Origin of the sequence: Microbacterium sp. Leaf159 (genome assembly GCF_001423615.1) — a bacterium.
Classification (GTDB): domain Bacteria; phylum Actinomycetota; class Actinomycetes; order Actinomycetales; family Microbacteriaceae; genus Microbacterium.
Map to the genome: position 1 here is coordinate 210,742 of NZ_LMOU01000001.1, position 17,300 is coordinate 228,041.

Here is a 17,300-nt window from a genome sequence, read left to right on the forward strand (position 1 = left end):
GAGCAGCCTCGGCTGCAGCCTTGTCACCGGAGACGACAGCGGCGCGCGTCGCGCGGATGTGCGTCTTCAGCTCGCTCTTCACGGCCTTGTTGCGCTCGTGAGCCTTGTCGTTGGTCTTGTTGCGCTTGATCTGCGACTTGATGTTTGCCACGTGTGGACGCTTTCTGTACGGAGTTGTTAGGAAATGCCGGCAGAAGAAGAGGGCTTCCACACGGCGGTCGTGAGGGAAGAACCCACACGCAAGCCAAGAACCAACTCTACCAGCATCAGGGCGTTTCGCCCTAAACGGTGCGCGGGCCGTGCGCCAAGACAGGAGCGACACGCGACAGTGACAACGAGACTCGGTCGCGCACAGGACGGCACCGGGTGCACAATCATGAATATCCCGACATCCTCGTCGCGACATCGACGTCAAGGAGCGCCATGAGTTCTGCCCTCCCGCCCTTTTCCCGCGCGACAGCGACGACCCCGCAGGCAGCGCAGAGGTGAACGCCCTGAAGAAGGTCGGCGCGCGATGGATGACGGTGTTCACCCTCGCGTGGCTGGCGATCTGGACGGTGCAGCTGACTCCCGTGCAGCTGCTCCTGCCCCTGCAGCTCAACACCTCTGATGACGATTGGATCAGCGGGGTCGTCTCCTCCGGGTTCGTGCTGGGCATCGGCGGGCTGGCGGGCATCATCGCCGGGCCCGTCGCGGGCGCACTCTCCGACCGCGCAGGCGTCGGCCGGCGACGTCGGCGGCCGTGGGCGATCGGCGGGGTCATCCTCACTGCCGTGTTCCTCGTCGTCACCGGGTTCAGTGAGGGCCCCTGGGCCGTCGGGGGAGCCTGGGTCGGGGTGACGATCGGTGTGGCCGTGTCGTCGGCCGCGTTCACCGCTCTGATCGCCGACCAGCTTCCCGCGACGCAGCGCGGTGCGGCATCCGCAGCCGTGGGCTCGAGCCAGGCGGTGGGAATCGTGCTCGGCGTCGGACTCGTCGTGCTCCTCGGCCTCGGGATCCGCGACGGCTACCTGCTGCTCGCCGCGGTGATCGCGGTGATCGGCACAGGTGCCGCCCTGATCCTGCCGGATCCGCCCGCGCCTGTCGGGGCAACGGCGATCAGCCCGGCAGCGGATGAGAAGGACCGTCGACTGCTGGCATCCCTTCGCGATCGGGACTTCTCCTGGATGCTGTGGGGGCGCCTGGTCACCAACATCGGCAACGCGCTCGGCACCGCTCTCTTCCTCTTCTTCCTGCTCCACGGCCTACACCAGGAGACGGTCGTCGCGCAGGATAACCTGCTGCTGCTGATCGTCGTGTACACGCTGTTCGTCGTTCTCGCGTCGGTGCTCACCGGCATCGTGTCCGACCGCACCGGCAACCGGCGCACCCTCACGATCCTGGCCACGCTCGTGCAGGCCGCGTCCGGGGTCGTGATCGCCGTCGTGCCGACCTTCGAGGCGACCATGATCGCCGCAGCGCTCATGGGACTCGGCTACGGAGCGTTCTCGACCGTCGGGCTGGCCTTCGCCGCCGACCTGCTGCCGGACGAGAAGGACCACGCCCGAGACCTCGGGATCGTCAACGTGACGGCCGCGCTCGGCCAACTGATCGGCCCTGTCCTCGGTGCGGGCCTCGTGGCGCTCGTCGGCGGCTTCTGGCTCGTTTTCGTCGCAGCCGCAGTGTTGTCGCTCGTCGGCGGCGCACTCACCGCTCTGGCGCGACAGCCCGCTCGTCAGAACCAGGATCACCGTCTGGCTCAGGACCAGGCTCCGTCGCAGGACCAGGCTCCGTCTCGGGAGCCGTGAGTCGGGCGTCTATCGTCGCGACGGCCAGCCGCACGACGGCATTGAAGATCTGCGGCCGCATCGCCGTCACGAGGTGTGTCGTGCGAGGGACGATGATGAGCTCGGCGTGGGGCGCGAGCCGTTGGAACAGTGCCTCGTTCACCCGCAGCTGGTCCCACTGGCCGTTGACGAACCACAGCGGCACCCGGATGCGGCCGACCGCTGTCGCGAGGTCCAGTGCCGAGAGGTTGCGCAGCGCGGTGTCCTGCGTGTCGAGTGCATAGCCGCCGGCCGCGAAGTCGGAGCGCGTCTCTTCGGGGATCGTCGCCTCGAGGATCCGCTCGGTGAGCCACATCCCGCGGTCGGGCAGACGATCGACCGCTCTGGCGATGACGCGGTAGGCGGCGAGCCCGGCGCCACGGGGGAGCGAGGTGCACGACGCCGCGATGAGCCCCGCCACCTGCGGTGTCTGAGCACCGCCGACATAGGCGAGCGACAGCAGGCCACCCATCGAATGCCCCACGAGCAGCACGGGACCGCGCGTCGCCGCGTCTCTCACGGCGGCATCGATCGTATGCAGCGCCTCGTGCAGTGTGAAGTCCTCCGCCATGCGCGTCCCGTGACCGGGGAGGTCGACGGCGGTGGCCGCGATGCCCTGCTCCTCGAGGAAGGCGAGCTGCGATCGCCACATGGTCGCGGACGTGCGGATGCCGTGCACGAAGACGATTTGGACGCTCACGCGTTCAGCATAGAGAAAGCGGGGCCGGTGGATGAACCACCGGCCCCGCTTCCCGAAGAACTGATCGAGTCAGCCTTCTCAGGAATTACTTCTCGTATCCCACGTTCTCCACCGGCGTGATGCCGAAGAGGTCGAGACCCACGTAGGGCTCGGGCGTGAGGTTGGCGAGGCCTTCCTTGACGGTCCAGATCTCCGGGCCGTTGAGGACCGGGATGATGCCCCAGGTCTTCGCGAAGATCTCGGACTCCATCTCCATGGCCTTCTTGGTCTGCTCGACCGGGTCGGAGATCGTCTCGAGCTCCTCGTGGATCATCGTGTCGATCTCCTCGGTGCCGGTTCCCGACAGGTTCAGGCCGCTGTCCGAGCAGTACAGCTGGCAGAACCAGGCGGCACCGAACGGGTCGGACGACGTGAAGTTGAGGAAGAAGATGTCACCGTTCTGCGTGGTGTAGTCCTCGGCGAAGTCGGCGGACGGACGGGTGTCGATCGTCACCTCGACGCCGACCTCCTTCAGCTGCTGCTGCACTGCGAGCGAACGGGCCCGGGCGGTCTCGGTGTCGGAGTGGACCGGGAAGACGAGCGACAGACGCACGCCGTCCTTCTCACGGACGCCGTCGGAACCTGCGACCCAGCCGGCGTCATCGAGGAGCTTGTTGGCACCCTCGGTGTCGCCGTCCTTGCGGCCCGCCTCTTCCAGCGCGTTGACGTAGTTCGGCTGGAACGAGAACAGCGTGAGGGACCCTGCGGGCTCCTCGGTGTAGTTCAGACCGTTGAAGACGATGTCCTTGACCTGCTCGATGTTGATCGCCTCGAAGACGGCCTTGCGCACGTCGAGATCCGCGAGTGCGGGGTTCGACGAGTTGAGCGTGAAGATCGCGTTCGCGGTCGCCTGACCCTTGTAGGTCTTGACGCCCTCGAGGCCCTCGACCTGAGCGAGCAGCTCGGCGCTGCCGGTCTCGGCCATGTCGACCTCGCCGTTGCGCAGAGCGTTGACCGCAGCGGTCGGCTCCATCTGGATGAAGGAGACCTTGTCGAGCAGCGGAGCGTTGCCCCACCACTTCTCGTTCGGGACGAGAGTGACGACGCCACCGGTCTTGTCGAAGTTGTCGACCGTGTAGGGGCCAGCGCCCCACTCCGGGTGCCAGTCGCCGAGGAACGCCGTGTTGAAGAGCTCAGGCGTGTTGACGGCGGGGTGCAGGAGCTGCGAGTAGACCATCTCGGGCCAGGCGAACTCGCCCTTGAAGGTGACGATGACGTCGCGGTCGTTCTCGCCGGCCTCGACGGACTCGATCTCCTTCCAGCCGTCGGTCGCGTTCGGCTGGTACTCCTCGTTCTCGCCGTTCTGGGCTTCCCAGGTGGCCTTGAACGCGGTGACGTCGATCGGCGTGCCGTCGTTCCAGACAGCCTTCTCGTTGACCTTGAAGTGCAGGACGGTCTTGCCGTCTTCGACACCGAAGGAGTAGTCGTCGAGGTACGCGTCGTTCTTCTTGACCGTGCCGTCAGGATCCATCAGCAGGATCTGCGGGCGGAACCACGTGCCGACCTGGGTGACGCGAGCGTCGCCGTCGCTGTGGAAGTAGTTCAGCTGCTCGGCGATGTTCGAGATCGGGATGCGGAGTTCGCCACCCTCTGCGAGGTTCTCGCGGGGCTGCGGGTTGTAGTCCGCGCCCTCGACCGTCTGAGGGGTGTCGCCCTCGCCGTTGCCGCCGCCGTTACCTGCCGGTGCACACCCGCTCATGACGAGTGCGAAGGCGGCGCCGAGAGCAGCGATGCCCATCAGCTTCTGATGCCGTTTCATGGTACTCCTTAGTGCCTGTCGGCCTTACTTGGGATAGGGGCAGACTAACCCCGCATGTCGCGGGCGAAACCCCAGGGACACGGAACCGTTATCGGACTGTGCACAATTGTGCGCAGGTCAGCTGACGGCGACGGCCTCGGCGTCGAAACCCTCGACGGGGAGGATGATCCGCTCACGCGTGCGCTCGATGTCGGGATCCGGAATCGGGATCGCTGACAGCAGCGCCTTCGTGTACGGATGCTGCGGATCGTCGAACACCTGATCGACATCGCCGTGCTCGACGAACGATCCCTTGTACATGACGGCGACGCGATCGGCGATGTGGCGGACCACGGCCAGATCGTGGGCGACGAAGAGGTACGACAGCCCGAGCTTGGCCTTGAGCTCGTCGAGCAGGTTGATGACACCGGCCTGGATCGAGACGTCCAGAGCCGACACCGGCTCGTCGAGAACGACGATCTTGGGGTTCGTCGACAGCGCGCGGGCGATGCCGATGCGCTGGCGCTGTCCACCCGAGAACGCCTGCGGGAAGCGGTCGCTGTGTGCCGGGTCGAGACCGACGAGTCCCATGAGCTCCTCGACGCGGTCGAACACATCGTCCTTGCTCATCCCGATCGCGAACATCGGCTCGGCGATGATGTCCCAGACCGTCATGCGGGGGTCGAGTGCGCCCATCGGGTCCTGGAACACGATCTGCAGGTCACGACGGAGCTTGCGCTCCTCCGAACGGTTCTTGATGTCTGCGACGCTCGTGCCGCCGATGCGGATGTCACCGTCCTCCTGCTGGACGAGATCCATGATCTGCAGCAGGGTCGTCGTCTTGCCGCTGCCGGATTCGCCGACGATCGCGAGGGTCTCGCCCTGACGGATGTCGAAGCTGATGCCCTTGACCGCTCGTACCTCGCCGACCTTGCGCTTGAAGAAGGCGCCCTTCATCAGCGGGAACGTCTTGTTCAGGTTGACGGCCTCGAGAGTGATGGGTCGTTCCTCGCGCGGCACCTTGGCGAGCGAGCTCTCGGGGATCTCCGGGATCGGGAACACCGGCAGTCCGCCGATCTTCCCGTCGTCGTCGATGTCGTTCGCGCGGATGCACGCGACGGAGTGATTCGCGTGGCCGCTCGTGGTGATGGGCAGCAGATCGGGCTCCCGCTCACGGCACGCGTCGATCGCGATCGGGCAGCGCGCAGCGAACGGGCAGGCATCCGGCAGGTTGATCAGCAGAGGCGGGTTGCCCTTGATCGGGATCAGCGGCACCTTCTCGGTCTTGTCGACGCGAGGGATGGCTCCCAGCAGACCGATCGAGTAGGGCATCCGGGTGCGGTAGAACAGCTCGCGCACCGGGGCCTGCTCGACGGGCTTGCCCGCATACATCACGAGCACGTCGTCTGCCGTCTTCGCGACCACGCCCATGTCGTGGGTGATGATCATCATCGCGGCGCCGGTCTCCTCCTGCGCCTTCTCCATGAGTTCGAGGATCTGCGCCTGGATGGTCACGTCGAGCGCGGTTGTCGGCTCGTCGGCGATGATCAGTTTCGGGTCGTTGGCCATCGCGATCGCGATCACGACGCGCTGGCGCATTCCGCCGGAGAACTCGTGCGGGAACGCCTTCATGCGGCGCTCGGCCTCGGGGATCCCGACGAGCTTCAGCAGCTCCACCGAGCGGTCCCAGGCCTCCTTCTTCGACAGTCGGCGGTGCACGGTGAGCGCCTCGATCAGCTGGTCGCCGATCGTGAACACCGGGGTGAGCGAGGTGAGCGGGTCCTGGAAGACCATCGCCATGCCGTTGCCGCGGATCACCGAGAGCTGCTTGTCGGTCTTGCCGAGCAGCTCCTGGCCGTCGTAGACGATGGAGCCGGTGACCTTGGCGTTGTCGTCGAGCAGGCCCATGATCGCGAGGGACGTGACGGACTTGCCCGAGCCGGATTCGCCGACGATGCCGAGCGTCTTTCCTGCTTCGAGGTCGAACGAGACGCCGCGCACGGCGTCGACGCGGCCCGCTTCGGACGGGAAGCTGACCTTGAGGTCGCGGACGGACAGAACAGTACTCATGCGCGACCTCCAGCCGCCGAGGTCGGATCGAGGGCGTCGCGCAGACCGTCGGCGATGAGAGCCATCGAGACGGTGAGCAGCGTCAGCGCCGCCGCGGGGAAGTAGAACAGCCACGGCGCGCTCACGAGCGTGCTCGAGCCGTAGCCGATGAGCGCACCGAGCGAGACATCCGGCAGCTTCACACCGAAGCCGAGGAACGAGAGTGCGGTCTCGGTGAGAACGGCCGAGACGACGCCGAGCGTGAAGTTGATCACGAGCAGCGAACCGATGTTCGGCAGCATGTGGCGGATGACGATGCGCATGCCCGAGAGGCCGGCGTACCGTGCGGCGTGCACGTACTCGCGCTCACGGATCGAGAGCGAGAGCGTCCAGATGATGCGCGCGGGGAAGAACCAGCCGACGACGAAGATCATCACGAGCGAGATCACGAGCCAGTTTCCGCCGGCGTCGTTCGAGATCATCGCGAGGATCAGGAAGTTCGGGACCACCATCATGAAGTGGATGATCGCGAGCATGATCCGCTCGTACCGGCCGCCGAAGTAGGCGGCGGTGGCGCCGATGAGCGCCGAGACGACAGTGGTGCCGATCGCGACGAGCGCGGCGATCATCATGGAGCGCTGGAGGCCGACGGCCACCTGGGCGAAGTTGTCGTTGCCCGAACCGTTCGTCCCGAACCAGTGCTCGGCCGAGGGGGCCTGGCGAAGCGCGAGGAAGTCGAGGTCGGTGTGCGAATACGGCGCGATGAGAGGCCCGACGATCGCGAACACCACCAGCAGAGCGAGGATCACGACGCCGATCAGCGCGCCGCGGTTGCGCATGAACCGACGCGTGTACAGCGTCAGCATGGAGGTCCGCTTGCGGTTCTTCGGACGTTCGGGCTTTTCTGCGATCTCGGGGGAGACCCCGATGCTTTCCAGAGCCATCAGCTCACCCGCACTCTCGGATCGAGGACGACGACGGCGATGTCCGCGAGGATCGCGCCGATCGCCGTCATCAGGGCGCCGAATGCCGCGACCGCGACCACGCCGTGGATGTCGTTGTTGTTGAGGGTCTGGATGAAGTAGCGACCCATTCCGTTCCAGTTGAAGATCGTCTCCGTCAGCACCGCTCCGGTGAAGACCGCGGGGATCGTGAACGCGACCTGCGTCGTGACCGGGATCAGCGAGGTCCGCAGCGCGTGCTTGCGGATCGCCTGCTGCTTGGTGAGGCCCTTCGCCCGTGCGGTGCGCACGTAGTCGGCCTTGATGTTGTCGAGCAGCAGCGAACGCTGCAGGAAGTGGATGCCCGCATACCCGGTGAGCACGAGGCCCAATGTGGGGAGTGTCAGATGCTGCAGCACATCTATGAGGACGGGGAAGAAGCCCTCCACCCCCTGACTGGACGAACCCACCACGTAGAAGACCGTCGTGCCGACGGCGTTGTTGAAGTTGATCGCCAGGAGGACCAGAGCGAAGCCGGCGACCACGGTCGGGATGTTCATCGTGATGATGCTGGTGCCCTGACCGATCCGGTCGGCGAGCTTGTACTGCCGCGAGGCGGTGTACACGCCGAGGGCGATGCCGAGGATCGTCGTGATGATCGTCGCACCGAGCACGAGCTCGGCACTGATCCAGACGCGGTAGGCGACCTGCTCGTTGACCGACTCACCTGTGGGACTGAGGCCCCAGTTCCAGTGGAAGAGGATGTTGGAGAACCAGGTCCACCACCGCTCGATGAGAGGTACCGACTCGCTCAGATTGCGAGGACGCAGCAGGCTGTCGATCTGATCGGCCGACAGCGGAGGACGACGCCCGACGTAGTTGTTCTCCGGGTCGAGATAGAGCCACGCGAGGAAGTAGGTGATGTTCGTCGCGATGACGATCATCAGCACCCAACCGAACAGGCGGCGCAACAGATACTTGATCAAGGTGATGATTCTTTCTCTTCTACAGACGCGCGCGGGATCCGCCGACGCAACGCTGAGCCGGGAAGACAGTCAATCACCATCTGCCGATCTGCGCGACACGACGCCTGCACTTGGTCTGTGACGGAGTCTTATCGCTCACGGGATCCGGTGTCACGGATGGCTCCCGGGCAACCTCGGCAGAATATCACCGGATCGGGCGAAGCGAGCATAAGCCTCGCCTCACCGTAGAATCGACGGGACATGTCACCACGCGCCCTCACTCCTCTTCAGCCTGCCGCGACGCCTGCGAAGCAGATCCGCAATTTCTGCATCATCGCGCACATCGATCACGGCAAGTCGACCCTCGCCGACCGCATGCTCCAGATCACCGGCGTGGTCTCGGACCGTGACATGCGCGCCCAGTACCTCGACCGCATGGACATCGAGCGCGAGCGCGGGATCACCATCAAGAGCCAGGCCGTGCGGATGCCGTGGGAGATCGAGGGCGAGACCTTCGCGCTCAACATGATCGACACCCCCGGCCACGTCGACTTCACCTATGAGGTGTCGCGCTCTCTCGCCGCATGCGAGGGAGCCATCCTGCTCGTCGACGCCGCACAGGGCATCGAGGCTCAGACCCTTGCGAATCTCTATCTGGCGCTCGAGAACGACCTGCACATCATCCCTGTGCTCAACAAGATCGATCTGCCGGCCGCTGATCCCGACAAGTACGCCAAGGAACTGGCATCCCTCATCGGTGGCAAGCCCGAAGACGTGCTGCGCGTCTCGGGCAAGACCGGTGTGGGGGTCGAGGAGCTGCTCGACCGTCTGGTCAAGGAGATCCCGGCACCCGTCGGCGACGCCGACGCGCCTGCCCGAGCCATGATCTTCGACTCCGTCTACGACGCCTACCGCGGTGTCGTCACCTATGTCCGCATGATCGACGGCAGCCTGTCGCCCCGCGAGCGCATCCAGATGATGTCGACGGGCGCCAACCACGAGGCGCTCGAGGTCGGCGTGTCCAGCCCCGAACCGGTGCCCTCCAAGGGGCTCGGTGTCGGCGAGGTCGGCTACCTCATCACCGGCGTGAAGGACGTCCGGCTGTCGAAGGTCGGTGACACGATCACGACGGCACGCAAGCCCTCGACCCAGGCTCTGCCGGGCTACACCGACCCGAAACCGATGGTCTTCTCGGGGGTCTACCCGATCGACGGCAGCGACTACGCGGAGCTCCGCGAGGCGCTCGACAAGCTCAAGCTCTCCGACGCCTCACTGCAGTACGAGCCTGAGACGTCCGTCGCCCTCGGTTTCGGCTTCCGCTGCGGGTTCCTGGGACTCCTGCACCTCGAGATCATCACCGAGCGGCTCGAGCGCGAATTCGGCCTCGACCTCATCACCACCGCACCCAGCGTGATCTACGAGGTGCTCACGAGCGACACGGGCGAGACCGTGACGGTGACCAACCCGAGCGAGTACCCCGACGGGCGCATCGGCTCGGTGTCCGAGCCGATGGTGAAGACCGCGATCCTGCTGCCGAAGGACTATGTGGGCACGGTCATGGAGCTCTGCCAGTCGCGTCGCGGAGCACTGCTGGGCATGGAGTACTTCTCCGAGGAGCGCGTCGAGCTCCGCTACATGATGCCGCTCGGTGAGATCGTCTTCGACTTCTTCGACCAGCTCAAGTCCAAGACACAGGGCTATGCCTCGCTCGACTATGAGCCCGCCGGACAGCAGGAGGCGGACCTGGTCAAGGTCGACATCCTGCTGCAGGGTGACAAGGTCGACGCGTTCAGCTCGATCGTGCACCGCGACAAGGCCTACGCCTACGGCACGCTGATGACGGAGCGACTGCGCAAGCTGATCCCTCGCCAGAACTTCGAGGTGCCGATCCAGGCCGCCATCGGTGCCAGGATCATCGCCCGCGAGACGATCAGGGCGCTGCGCAAGGACGTGCTCGCCAAGTGCTACGGCGGTGACATCAGCCGCAAGCGCAAGCTCCTCGAGAAGCAGAAGGAGGGCAAGAAGCGCATGAAGATGGTGGGCCGTGTCGAGGTGCCGCAGGAGGCGTTCATCGCCGCGCTCTCCGGCGATGTCGAGGGCAAGGACAAGAAGTAGGACCCTGCGGGTCGGGGCGTTCCCGGCGAGTGGAGGGTGATCGTCCAGGAAACGGGAAGTAGGCTGGAAATCATGCGGCGCGGGACTTTCCGAGACGACACGGTGGACTATGCGGCCGTGGGTGCGACCCACGCGCCCGATCTGATGCAGTACCCGCCGGAGCGCAGCCTCCCGGCGGAGAACTCCTGGCGGATCGGCAGCGGCATCGAACGCTTCCAGTCCGCCGGTGAATCGCTCCTGACCTGGACGGCGCAGCGCGCCTCAGGGCTGAGCATCGAGGATGTCCGTCCGGCTCCCGGCCCCGCGTACGCCGGCGTGAGCTTCGATGCGGAGGGCAACCCGATCGCCCCGAGCAAGAACGACGTCGAGCAGCGCTTCGATGCCGAGGGCACTCCGTTCGCAGGGCCGGGGATGACCCTTCGTCTGCACGGGCGTGTGAGCGGGATGCGCGCGGATGCCGAACTCCGTGTGATCTCGGTCACCGAAGAGAAGCGCCGCATCGGATTCGTGCTGGGCACGGTCGGCGGCTCGGTCGTGCGCGGTGAGGAATCCTTCGACATCGACTGGCGCGAGGACAACGACGAGGTGTGGTTCTCGGTACGCGCATTCGATGCGCCGAACTCCCTGCTCTACCGCGTCGTCCCCGCGCTCGTGAAGCGCCGTCGCCGCGAGCTGTTCGCACGCTACCTGCGAGCGATCTCGCCGCTCTACGCGACTCCGGTCTGATGGCACGGTTCTCTGATGGCCACGGTTCTCTGATGGCCACGGTTCTCTGATGGCCACGGTTCTCTGATGGCCACGGTTCACTGATGGCCACGGTTCTCTGATGGCCGGTCCCCTTCCCCTGGGCGATCCGGCACCGGCAGACGGACGCCTTCCGTCCGATCTCACGATCGACCCGGCTGTGCCGTTCTCGGCCTATCTGCACGTCCCCTTCTGCCGGGTGCGCTGCGGCTATTGCGACTTCAACACCTATACGTCCGGCGAGCTTCGCGGTGCGAAGCAGGAGGACTACGCCTCGACGCTGATCACCGAGATCGACCTGGCGAAGCGCGTTCTTGAGGATGCGGGCGCACTGCGCCCGATGGACACGGTGTTCTTCGGCGGAGGCACGCCGACTCTCCTGCCCGCGGGAGATCTCGCCCGGATGCTCGGTGCGGCGACCGACGCGTTCGGTCTGACGGACGGCGCCGAGGTGACAGTCGAGGCGAACCCCGACACGGTGACGCCCGAGGTCGCCCGCACACTCGCGGATGCCGGTGTGACGAGGCTCTCGATCGGCATGCAGTCGGCAGTGCCGCATGTGCTCGCCGCTCTCGACCGCACCCATCGCCCCGAGAATGTGACGACGGCGGTCGCTGCGGCGAAGGACGCAGGCCTCGCGGTCAGCGTGGACCTCATCTACGGCGCCCCCGGTGAGTCGCTCGGTGATTGGGAGGCATCGCTCGATGCGGCGCTCGCACTCGAGTCGGACCACATCTCGGCTTACGCGCTGATCATCGAGGACGGCACGAAGCTCGCGCGGCAGATCCGCCGAGGCGAGGTGCCGACGCCGGACGACGACCTGCAGGCCGACATGTACGAGCTCGCCGATGCGCGTCTCGCAGCGGCGGGCTTCGACTGGTACGAGATCAGCAACTGGTCGCGCACTGTGGAACAGCGCTCGCGACACAACCTCGCGTACTGGCGGGGGAGCGACTGGTGGGGCTTCGGCCCCGGCGCGCACAGCCACGTCGCAGGGCTCCGGTGGTGGAACGTGAAGCACCCGGCCGCCTATGCGCAGCGTCTCGCCGCCGAGGAGTCGCCTGCTGCCGGAACCGAGCGTCCTGATGCGGAATCGAGGACCCTCGAGCGGGTCCTGCTGCTGAGCCGCATCCGCGAGGGGATCGCGGTCACCGACCTGCAGCCGGACAAGCGCGCGCGTGTCGCCGGCCTGATCGCGGACGGCCTCGTCGACCCCGCCGCCGCGGTGCGCGGGCGCGTGCAGCTCACGCTGCGCGGACGCCTTCTCGCTGACGCCGTGGTGCGCGAGCTCACGGACTGACCACCGGTCGGGGTCGCTACGGCAGCAGGTCGAGTGCCCCTGTACGTCGCTGTGCGACGGTGGAGGTCTGGGTGTCGAACAGTCGCGTCATCCGTTCGGGGCCGAACCGCGACCACCCCGGGTCACCGGTCTTGATGAAGGCGATCCACGCCGAGTGCATCTCCTCTGCGAGGTCCTGCGGCGCATCGGCACCGGCGAGCCGTTGTGCTTCTGGATCGCCGAGACGGTCGAACACGAAGCCCAGCTCGAGAGCGTGGGCTGCACGCAGGTCGCGGACAGTGCTCTGCCAGGCGAACTCGTAGACATAGGTCGGCGCCGTGCGCGCACTGGCCAGCCGGGTCAGGGGCGCGCGCAGCATGATGTCTGTGGCGAGCTGGCCGAAGATCTCGCCCGTGGAGGCTCCGGGGAAGGTCGCACGATAGGCCGCGACGGCCGTCCGCGGGATCCTCAGGGCGAGTCGTGCGAGCAGCAGCTTCGCCGGACTGATGCCGGCGAGGGCTGCCGGAGGGAACCAGAGGCGATACTCGTCGGTGTTGCTCCCGATGAGAAGCGGGACGTCAGTGTCGGCGAGGACCTCGTGCGGCGAGTGGGGAAGAGACTCGGCATCCACCGCGAACTGGAACCCCGGGGCCCCGCCCAGCGGCGACGAGCCGGCGGCCTGTCGCCTGCGCGCATGGAGCAGCTTCGCGGGAGTTGCTCCGAGGAAGCTCGCGCGGTCGGCTCTGACGCCGAGCCGCTTCGCCAGCTGCGCCGTGACGCGGCCCGCTTTCTTCGCGGTCTGCGCCTCGAGCGGTCCGGATTCGATGATCGCCCGCGCGATCAGCGAGCGGGACGAGGGGTTCGCGAGCAGACCGGCGACGATCGCGCCTCCGGCGGATTCGCCCATGGCCGTGATCTGCGACGGGTCGCCGCCGAACGAGGCGATCTCGCCGTGCACCCAGGCGAGCCCGGCCGCGGCGTCCCGCAGGCCGAGATTCCGAGGGGCACCGTCGAGCACGGAGAAGCCCTCGGAGCCCAGACGGTAGTTGATCGACGCGAACACGATCCCGGCCCGGGCGAACGCGGCCCCGTCGTAGAGAGGGAGTGCGGCGGTACCCCGTTCGAGCGCACCGCCGTGGATCCAGAGCACGACCGGCGCGCCCGCGGCATCCTCCGGCGCCCAGATGTTGATGGAGAGGATCTCGTCTCCCGGGATCTCGACCGAACCCAGCAGGTCGCCGATCGCCCCGGGGTACGGATGCTGCGGAGCAGTCGGCCCGAACGCCGTGGCGTCGCGGACGCCCTCCCACGCGGGAGCGGGCTGCGGCCCGCGAAAGCGGTTCGGCCCGAACGGAGCGGCGGCGTACGGGATGCCCAGGTAGCGACGCACTCCGTCGATCGCTTCGCCCCGCACGATTCCGGTGGACACGGTGACCTGCGGCGCGACACTCATACCCGTCATCGTAGGGGGATCAGCGCGGCACCCGCCTCGGCGGGTAGAATTGGCACTCGTACCCAGTGAGTGCCAGAGGGAGGGAGTTGCGATGGTCAGTGAAAGAGGCCTCCAGGTTCTCCGCGCGATCGTGCAGGACTACGTCGAGACGCACGAGCCGGTCGGCAGTCGATCGATCGTCGACCGCTATTCGTTCGGTGTGTCCGCCGCGACGATCCGCAACGACATGGCACTGCTCGAAGACGAAGAGCTCATCGCCGCACCTCACACATCGTCCGGCCGCGTCCCGACCGACAAGGGCTACCGCGTCTTCGTCGACCACCTCGCGCAGCTGCGTCCGCTCACGGTCGCGCAGCGCACGGCGATCGAGTCGTTCCTGACGGCACCCTCCGACCTCGACGACCTGATGGTGCGCACCGTCCGCGTGCTCACCCAGCTCACGGGCCAGGTCGCACTCGCTCAGTACCCCTCGTTCGCGCGGGCGCACCTCACGCATCTCGAACTCGTCGCGCTGTCGCCCAACCGGCTGCTGATCGTCCTCGTCACCGATGCGGGTGGGGTCTCCCAGCGCATGGCGCCGCTGCCGGTCGACGTCGATGAAGCCGACATGGCGATCCTCCGTGCGCGACTGTCGGCGCTCATCACGGGGCGGGCGGTGAGCGATGCGGCCGAGCGGCTGCAGAACCTGCTCGCCGCAGACGAGCACCCGAACGACGTGGCGCTCCGGGCTCTCGCGACGATCATCATCGACGAGCTCGGTGCTTTCCGCCAGGAGCGCCTGGTGATGGCGGGAGCCGCGACCCTGGCGCGACGCGAGCAGGACTTCCGCGGCAGCATCCACCCTCTGCTCGAGGCGATCGAGGAGCAGGTCACCCTGCTGCGCCTGATGAGCGAGATGGAGGCGGATTCTCATGGCCTCGCGGCCAGCATCGGCACGGAGAACGCCTCGTTCGGCCTCGGCGAGGCATCGATCGTGGCCAGCAACTACGCCGCGCCCAGCGGCACGGCGCGTGTCGGCGTGATGGGGCCGACGCGCATGGACTATCCGAGCAATCTCGCGGCTGCGCGGGCTGTGGCCCGCTACCTTTCGCGGATGCTCGATGAAGACGAGGCGTCCCGCTGACGCGGGCGCCCAGAGAACAGCACACGCAGAAGGGCCATTGTGGCAGACCACTACGAGGTACTCGGCGTCTCCCGTGACGCCTCCACCGACGAGATCAAGAAGGCGTACCGACGCCTGGCTCGTCAGCTCCACCCCGACGTGAACCCGGGTGAAGACGCCGCCGAGCGGTTCAAGCTCGTCACGCACGCGTACGACGTGCTCAGCGACGACGATTCGCGTCGTCGCTACGACATGGGCGGCGGAGACGGCGCGGCCGGGAACTTCGGCGGCTTCGGCGGTTTCGGCGACATCTTCGAGACGTTCTTCGGTGCGGGGCAAGGCGGCGGCAGGGGAGCGCGTCCGCGGTCCCGCCGGGAGCGCGGGCAGGATGCCCTGGTCCGCGTGACGCTCGATCTGGGCGACGTCGTGTTCGGTGCGCATCGCGACATCGAGGTCGACACGGCGGTGCTGTGCGAGACCTGCAACGGTTCGTGCTGCCAGGAAGGCACGTCTCCCGTCACCTGCGACATCTGCGGAGGGTCCGGTCACGTGCAGCGCCAGGTGCGCAGCCTACTCGGCAACGTCGTGACGTCCCAGCCCTGCGGCACCTGCGAAGGCTATGGCACGACCATCCCGTACCCATGCGGCACCTGCGGCGGTCAGGGACGCGTGCGCTCGCGTCGCACGGTCTCGCTCGACATCCCGGCCGGCGTCGAGACGGGTCTGCGTCTTCAGCTCCCCGGCTCCGGCGAGGTCGGCAAGGCCGGCGGCCCGAACGGCGACCTGTACGTCGAGGTCACGGTCAATCCGCACCCTTCGTTCAGCCGTGACGGCGACGATCTGCTGGCGACCCTCGAGGTCTCGATGCCCGACGCGATCCTGGGCACCGAGACCACGATCCAGGGGCTCGACGGCGAGGTCGACCTCGAGGTCCGCTCCGGTGTGCAGTCGGGTGACGTCCTGACGATCAAGGGCCGCGGCATCACTCCGCTGCGAGGCAGCCAGCGCGGCGATCTGCGCGTCGGCGTCCAGGTTGTCACCCCGACCAAGCTCGATTCCGCACAGCGGGCGCTCATCGAGGACTTCGCGAAGAAGACGAAGGCGCCGGGCCCCCAGCTCGCGCAGTTCCAGCAGGGACTCTTCTCGAAGCTCCGCGACCGCTTCCGCTCGCACTGACCCGGACGGCGCTCATGGCTCTGCACTTCCTCGTCGAATCGTCGTCGGATGCCGCAGTCGGCGACCTCGTGTCGCTCACCGGGGCCGAGGCCAAGCACGCCGCGGTGGTCCGCCGACTCCGCGTCGGCGAGGCGGTGACGGTCGGCGACGGCGCGGGCGTGTGGCTCACCGGTGTCGCCGAGGAGGTCTCGCCCTCCCGTGTCGACGTCCGTGTGTCCGAGCGATCGGCAGATCCCGCGCCCACTCCTCGTCTCGTCCTCGTGCAGGCGCTGGCGAAGGGCGATCGCGACGAGCTCGCGGTGCAGGCCGCCTGCGAGCTCGGCGTCGACGAGATCGTGCCATGGCAGGCGAGCCGCAGCATCTCGAGGTGGGAGGGCGCCAAGGCGGTCAAAGGCCGAGAGCGCTGGGCGACCATCGTCCGCGAGGCAGCCAAGCAGGCGCATCGGGCATGGGTTCCTGAGGTGTCGGTCCCGGCATCGACCGCAGATCTCGTGAAGCGTGCGTCGTCCGAGCGCGTGCTGCTGCTCGATCCGAGCGCGACCACCCGGTTGTCGGAGCTCGAGCCCGACGGGCGAGACCTCGTGCTCGTGGTCGGACCGGAAGGCGGCATCTCGGATGATGAGCTGGCGAAGCTGTCCGACGCCGGTGCCGAACGCGTGCTGCTCGGAGACACGGTGCTGCGCACCTCGACAGCGGGCCCCGCGGCCATCGCGGTCCTGTCCGTGGCGCTCGGTCGCTGGTGATCGCGCGAGGGGCCCGTCCGCGCTGCGATCAGTAGACTGAGAGCATGTCCGAGCCCTCGATCTTCACGCGCATCCTGAACGGTGACATCCCCGGCGAGATCCTGCTCGACACCGGTCGGGTGTTCGCGATCCGTGACATCAACCCGCAGGCGCCGCTCCATGCGCTCGTGATCCCCAAGACCGAGGACTATCGCGACGTCACCGAGCTGGCGGCGGGTGACCCCGGTCTGCTCGCGGAGATCGTCGCAGCGGCCGCGCAGCTCGCGTCCGAGCACGCGAACGGCGAGTACCGCCTCATCTTCAACAACGGCGCGAGCGCCGCCCAGTCCGTCTTCCACGTGCACGCCCATGTGCTCGGCAACATCGAGGAGAACAAGCTCGTTGGCTTCTGACGAAAACGATTCCGTGACCGCATCCGACACCGCCGTCGAGAAGATCTACGCCGACGGTG

At 67.0% G+C, this 17,300-nt stretch carries 14 protein-coding genes and 1 pseudogene; 8 read left to right on the top strand and 7 right to left on the bottom strand.

Features of this window, described 5'->3' with window-relative positions:
* Nucleotides 1-151 (bottom strand): 30S ribosomal protein S20 (gene rpsT, locus ASF80_RS01035; protein ID WP_414845669.1); only part of this gene is annotated, 151 nt, incomplete at its 3' end.
* A gap of 325 nt (nt 152-476) precedes the next feature.
* On the opposite strand from rpsT, the pseudogene ASF80_RS01040 reads away from it, so the two are divergent.
* Nucleotides 477-1,787, top strand: a pseudogene (locus tag ASF80_RS01040) (MFS transporter); the annotation flags it as partial.
* Here ASF80_RS01040 and ASF80_RS01045 read toward each other — a convergent pair.
* The 5 genes from ASF80_RS01045 to ASF80_RS01065 form a co-directional block, all read right to left on the bottom strand.
* Nucleotides 1,687-2,505, bottom strand: a complete 819-nt coding sequence (locus tag ASF80_RS01045) for an alpha/beta fold hydrolase (protein ID WP_082488135.1) — start codon at nt 2,503-2,505, stop codon at nt 1,687-1,689. The pseudogene ASF80_RS01040 and the gene ASF80_RS01045 sit on opposite strands and share 101 nt — an antisense overlap.
* An 85-nt stretch (nt 2,506-2,590) precedes the next feature.
* Nucleotides 2,591-4,303 carry an ABC transporter family substrate-binding protein gene (locus tag ASF80_RS01050; protein WP_056307228.1) on the bottom strand — a complete coding sequence of 571 codons (1,713 nt, stop codon included), beginning with the start codon at nt 4,301-4,303 and terminating at the stop codon, nt 2,591-2,593.
* A gap of 117 nt (nt 4,304-4,420) precedes the next feature.
* Nucleotides 4,421-6,352, bottom strand: coding sequence for an ABC transporter ATP-binding protein (locus ASF80_RS01055; protein ID WP_056307230.1), 1,932 nt, complete (start codon nt 6,350-6,352; stop codon nt 4,421-4,423).
* Nucleotides 6,349-7,275, bottom strand: coding sequence for an ABC transporter permease (locus ASF80_RS01060; protein ID WP_235559844.1), 927 nt, complete (start codon nt 7,273-7,275; stop codon nt 6,349-6,351). The genes ASF80_RS01055 and ASF80_RS01060 overlap by 4 nt, the downstream gene beginning before the upstream one ends.
* Nucleotides 7,275-8,258 (bottom strand): ABC transporter permease, encoded by a 984-nt coding sequence (locus tag ASF80_RS01065; RefSeq protein WP_056307232.1) that lies wholly within the window; start codon nt 8,256-8,258, stop codon nt 7,275-7,277. The genes ASF80_RS01060 and ASF80_RS01065 overlap by 1 nt, the downstream gene beginning before the upstream one ends.
* A gap of 240 nt (nt 8,259-8,498) precedes the next feature.
* Between ASF80_RS01065 and lepA the strand changes: the two genes are divergently transcribed.
* From lepA to hemW, 3 genes are all read left to right on the top strand, one after another.
* On the top strand, nt 8,499-10,352 hold the full coding sequence (gene lepA, locus ASF80_RS01070) for a translation elongation factor 4 (protein WP_056307234.1): 1,854 nt from the start codon (nt 8,499-8,501) through the stop codon (nt 10,350-10,352).
* 72 nt (nt 10,353-10,424) lie between these two features.
* Nucleotides 10,425-11,078, top strand: a complete 654-nt coding sequence (locus ASF80_RS01075; RefSeq protein ID WP_056307236.1) for a DUF1990 family protein — start codon at nt 10,425-10,427, stop codon at nt 11,076-11,078.
* A 100-nt stretch (nt 11,079-11,178) separates the two neighbouring features.
* Nucleotides 11,179-12,396 carry a radical SAM family heme chaperone HemW gene (gene hemW / locus ASF80_RS01080; RefSeq protein ID WP_056307237.1) on the top strand — a complete coding sequence of 406 codons (1,218 nt, stop codon included), beginning with the start codon at nt 11,179-11,181 and terminating at the stop codon, nt 12,394-12,396.
* A 16-nt stretch (nt 12,397-12,412) separates the two neighbouring features.
* Here hemW and ASF80_RS01085 read toward each other — a convergent pair whose 3' ends face one another.
* Nucleotides 12,413-13,828, bottom strand: coding sequence for a carboxylesterase/lipase family protein (locus ASF80_RS01085; protein ID WP_056307239.1), 1,416 nt, complete (start codon nt 13,826-13,828; stop codon nt 12,413-12,415).
* 91 nt (nt 13,829-13,919) lie between these two features.
* On the opposite strand from ASF80_RS01085, the gene hrcA reads away from it, so the two are divergent.
* The 4 genes from hrcA to ASF80_RS01105 are packed head-to-tail and all read left to right on the top strand — an operon-like array spanning nt 13,920 to nt 17,241.
* Nucleotides 13,920-14,951: a heat-inducible transcriptional repressor HrcA gene (gene hrcA / locus ASF80_RS01090; RefSeq protein WP_056307241.1), complete on the top strand. Its 1,032-nt coding sequence runs from the start codon at nt 13,920-13,922 to the stop codon at nt 14,949-14,951.
* A 39-nt stretch (nt 14,952-14,990) separates the two neighbouring features.
* The gene (gene dnaJ / locus ASF80_RS01095; protein ID WP_056307243.1) at nt 14,991-16,106 is read left to right on the top strand and encodes a molecular chaperone DnaJ; all 1,116 of its coding nucleotides are present in this window, start codon (nt 14,991-14,993) and stop codon (nt 16,104-16,106) included.
* Between the two features lie 14 nt (nt 16,107-16,120).
* Nucleotides 16,121-16,849, top strand: a complete 729-nt coding sequence (locus ASF80_RS01100) for a 16S rRNA (uracil(1498)-N(3))-methyltransferase (protein WP_056307245.1) — start codon at nt 16,121-16,123, stop codon at nt 16,847-16,849.
* 44 nt (nt 16,850-16,893) lie between these two features.
* Nucleotides 16,894-17,241, top strand: coding sequence for an HIT domain-containing protein (locus ASF80_RS01105; RefSeq protein ID WP_056307247.1), 348 nt, complete (start codon nt 16,894-16,896; stop codon nt 17,239-17,241).
* The last annotated feature ends 59 nt before the right edge of the window (nt 17,242-17,300 follow it).

Coding starts and splice junctions, on each gene's coding strand:
- ASF80_RS01055 (WP_056307230.1), bottom strand. CDS start 6,352: ATGAGTACTGTTCTGTCCGTCCGCGACCTCAAGGTCAGCTTCCCGTCC.
- ASF80_RS01060 (WP_235559844.1), bottom strand. CDS start 7,275: ATGGCTCTGGAAAGCATCGGGGTCTCCCCCGAGATCGCAGAAAAGCCC.
- hemW (WP_056307237.1), top strand. CDS start 11,179: ATGGCCGGTCCCCTTCCCCTGGGCGATCCGGCACCGGCAGACGGACGC.
- ASF80_RS01050 (WP_056307228.1), bottom strand. CDS start 4,303: ATGAAACGGCATCAGAAGCTGATGGGCATCGCTGCTCTCGGCGCCGCC.
- ASF80_RS01105 (WP_056307247.1), top strand. CDS start 16,894: ATGTCCGAGCCCTCGATCTTCACGCGCATCCTGAACGGTGACATCCCC.
- lepA (WP_056307234.1), top strand. CDS start 8,499: ATGTCACCACGCGCCCTCACTCCTCTTCAGCCTGCCGCGACGCCTGCG.
- ASF80_RS01085 (WP_056307239.1), bottom strand. CDS start 13,828: ATGAGTGTCGCGCCGCAGGTCACCGTGTCCACCGGAATCGTGCGGGGC.
- ASF80_RS01100 (WP_056307245.1), top strand. CDS start 16,121: ATGGCTCTGCACTTCCTCGTCGAATCGTCGTCGGATGCCGCAGTCGGC.
- ASF80_RS01075 (WP_056307236.1), top strand. CDS start 10,425: ATGCGGCGCGGGACTTTCCGAGACGACACGGTGGACTATGCGGCCGTG.
- hrcA (WP_056307241.1), top strand. CDS start 13,920: ATGGTCAGTGAAAGAGGCCTCCAGGTTCTCCGCGCGATCGTGCAGGAC.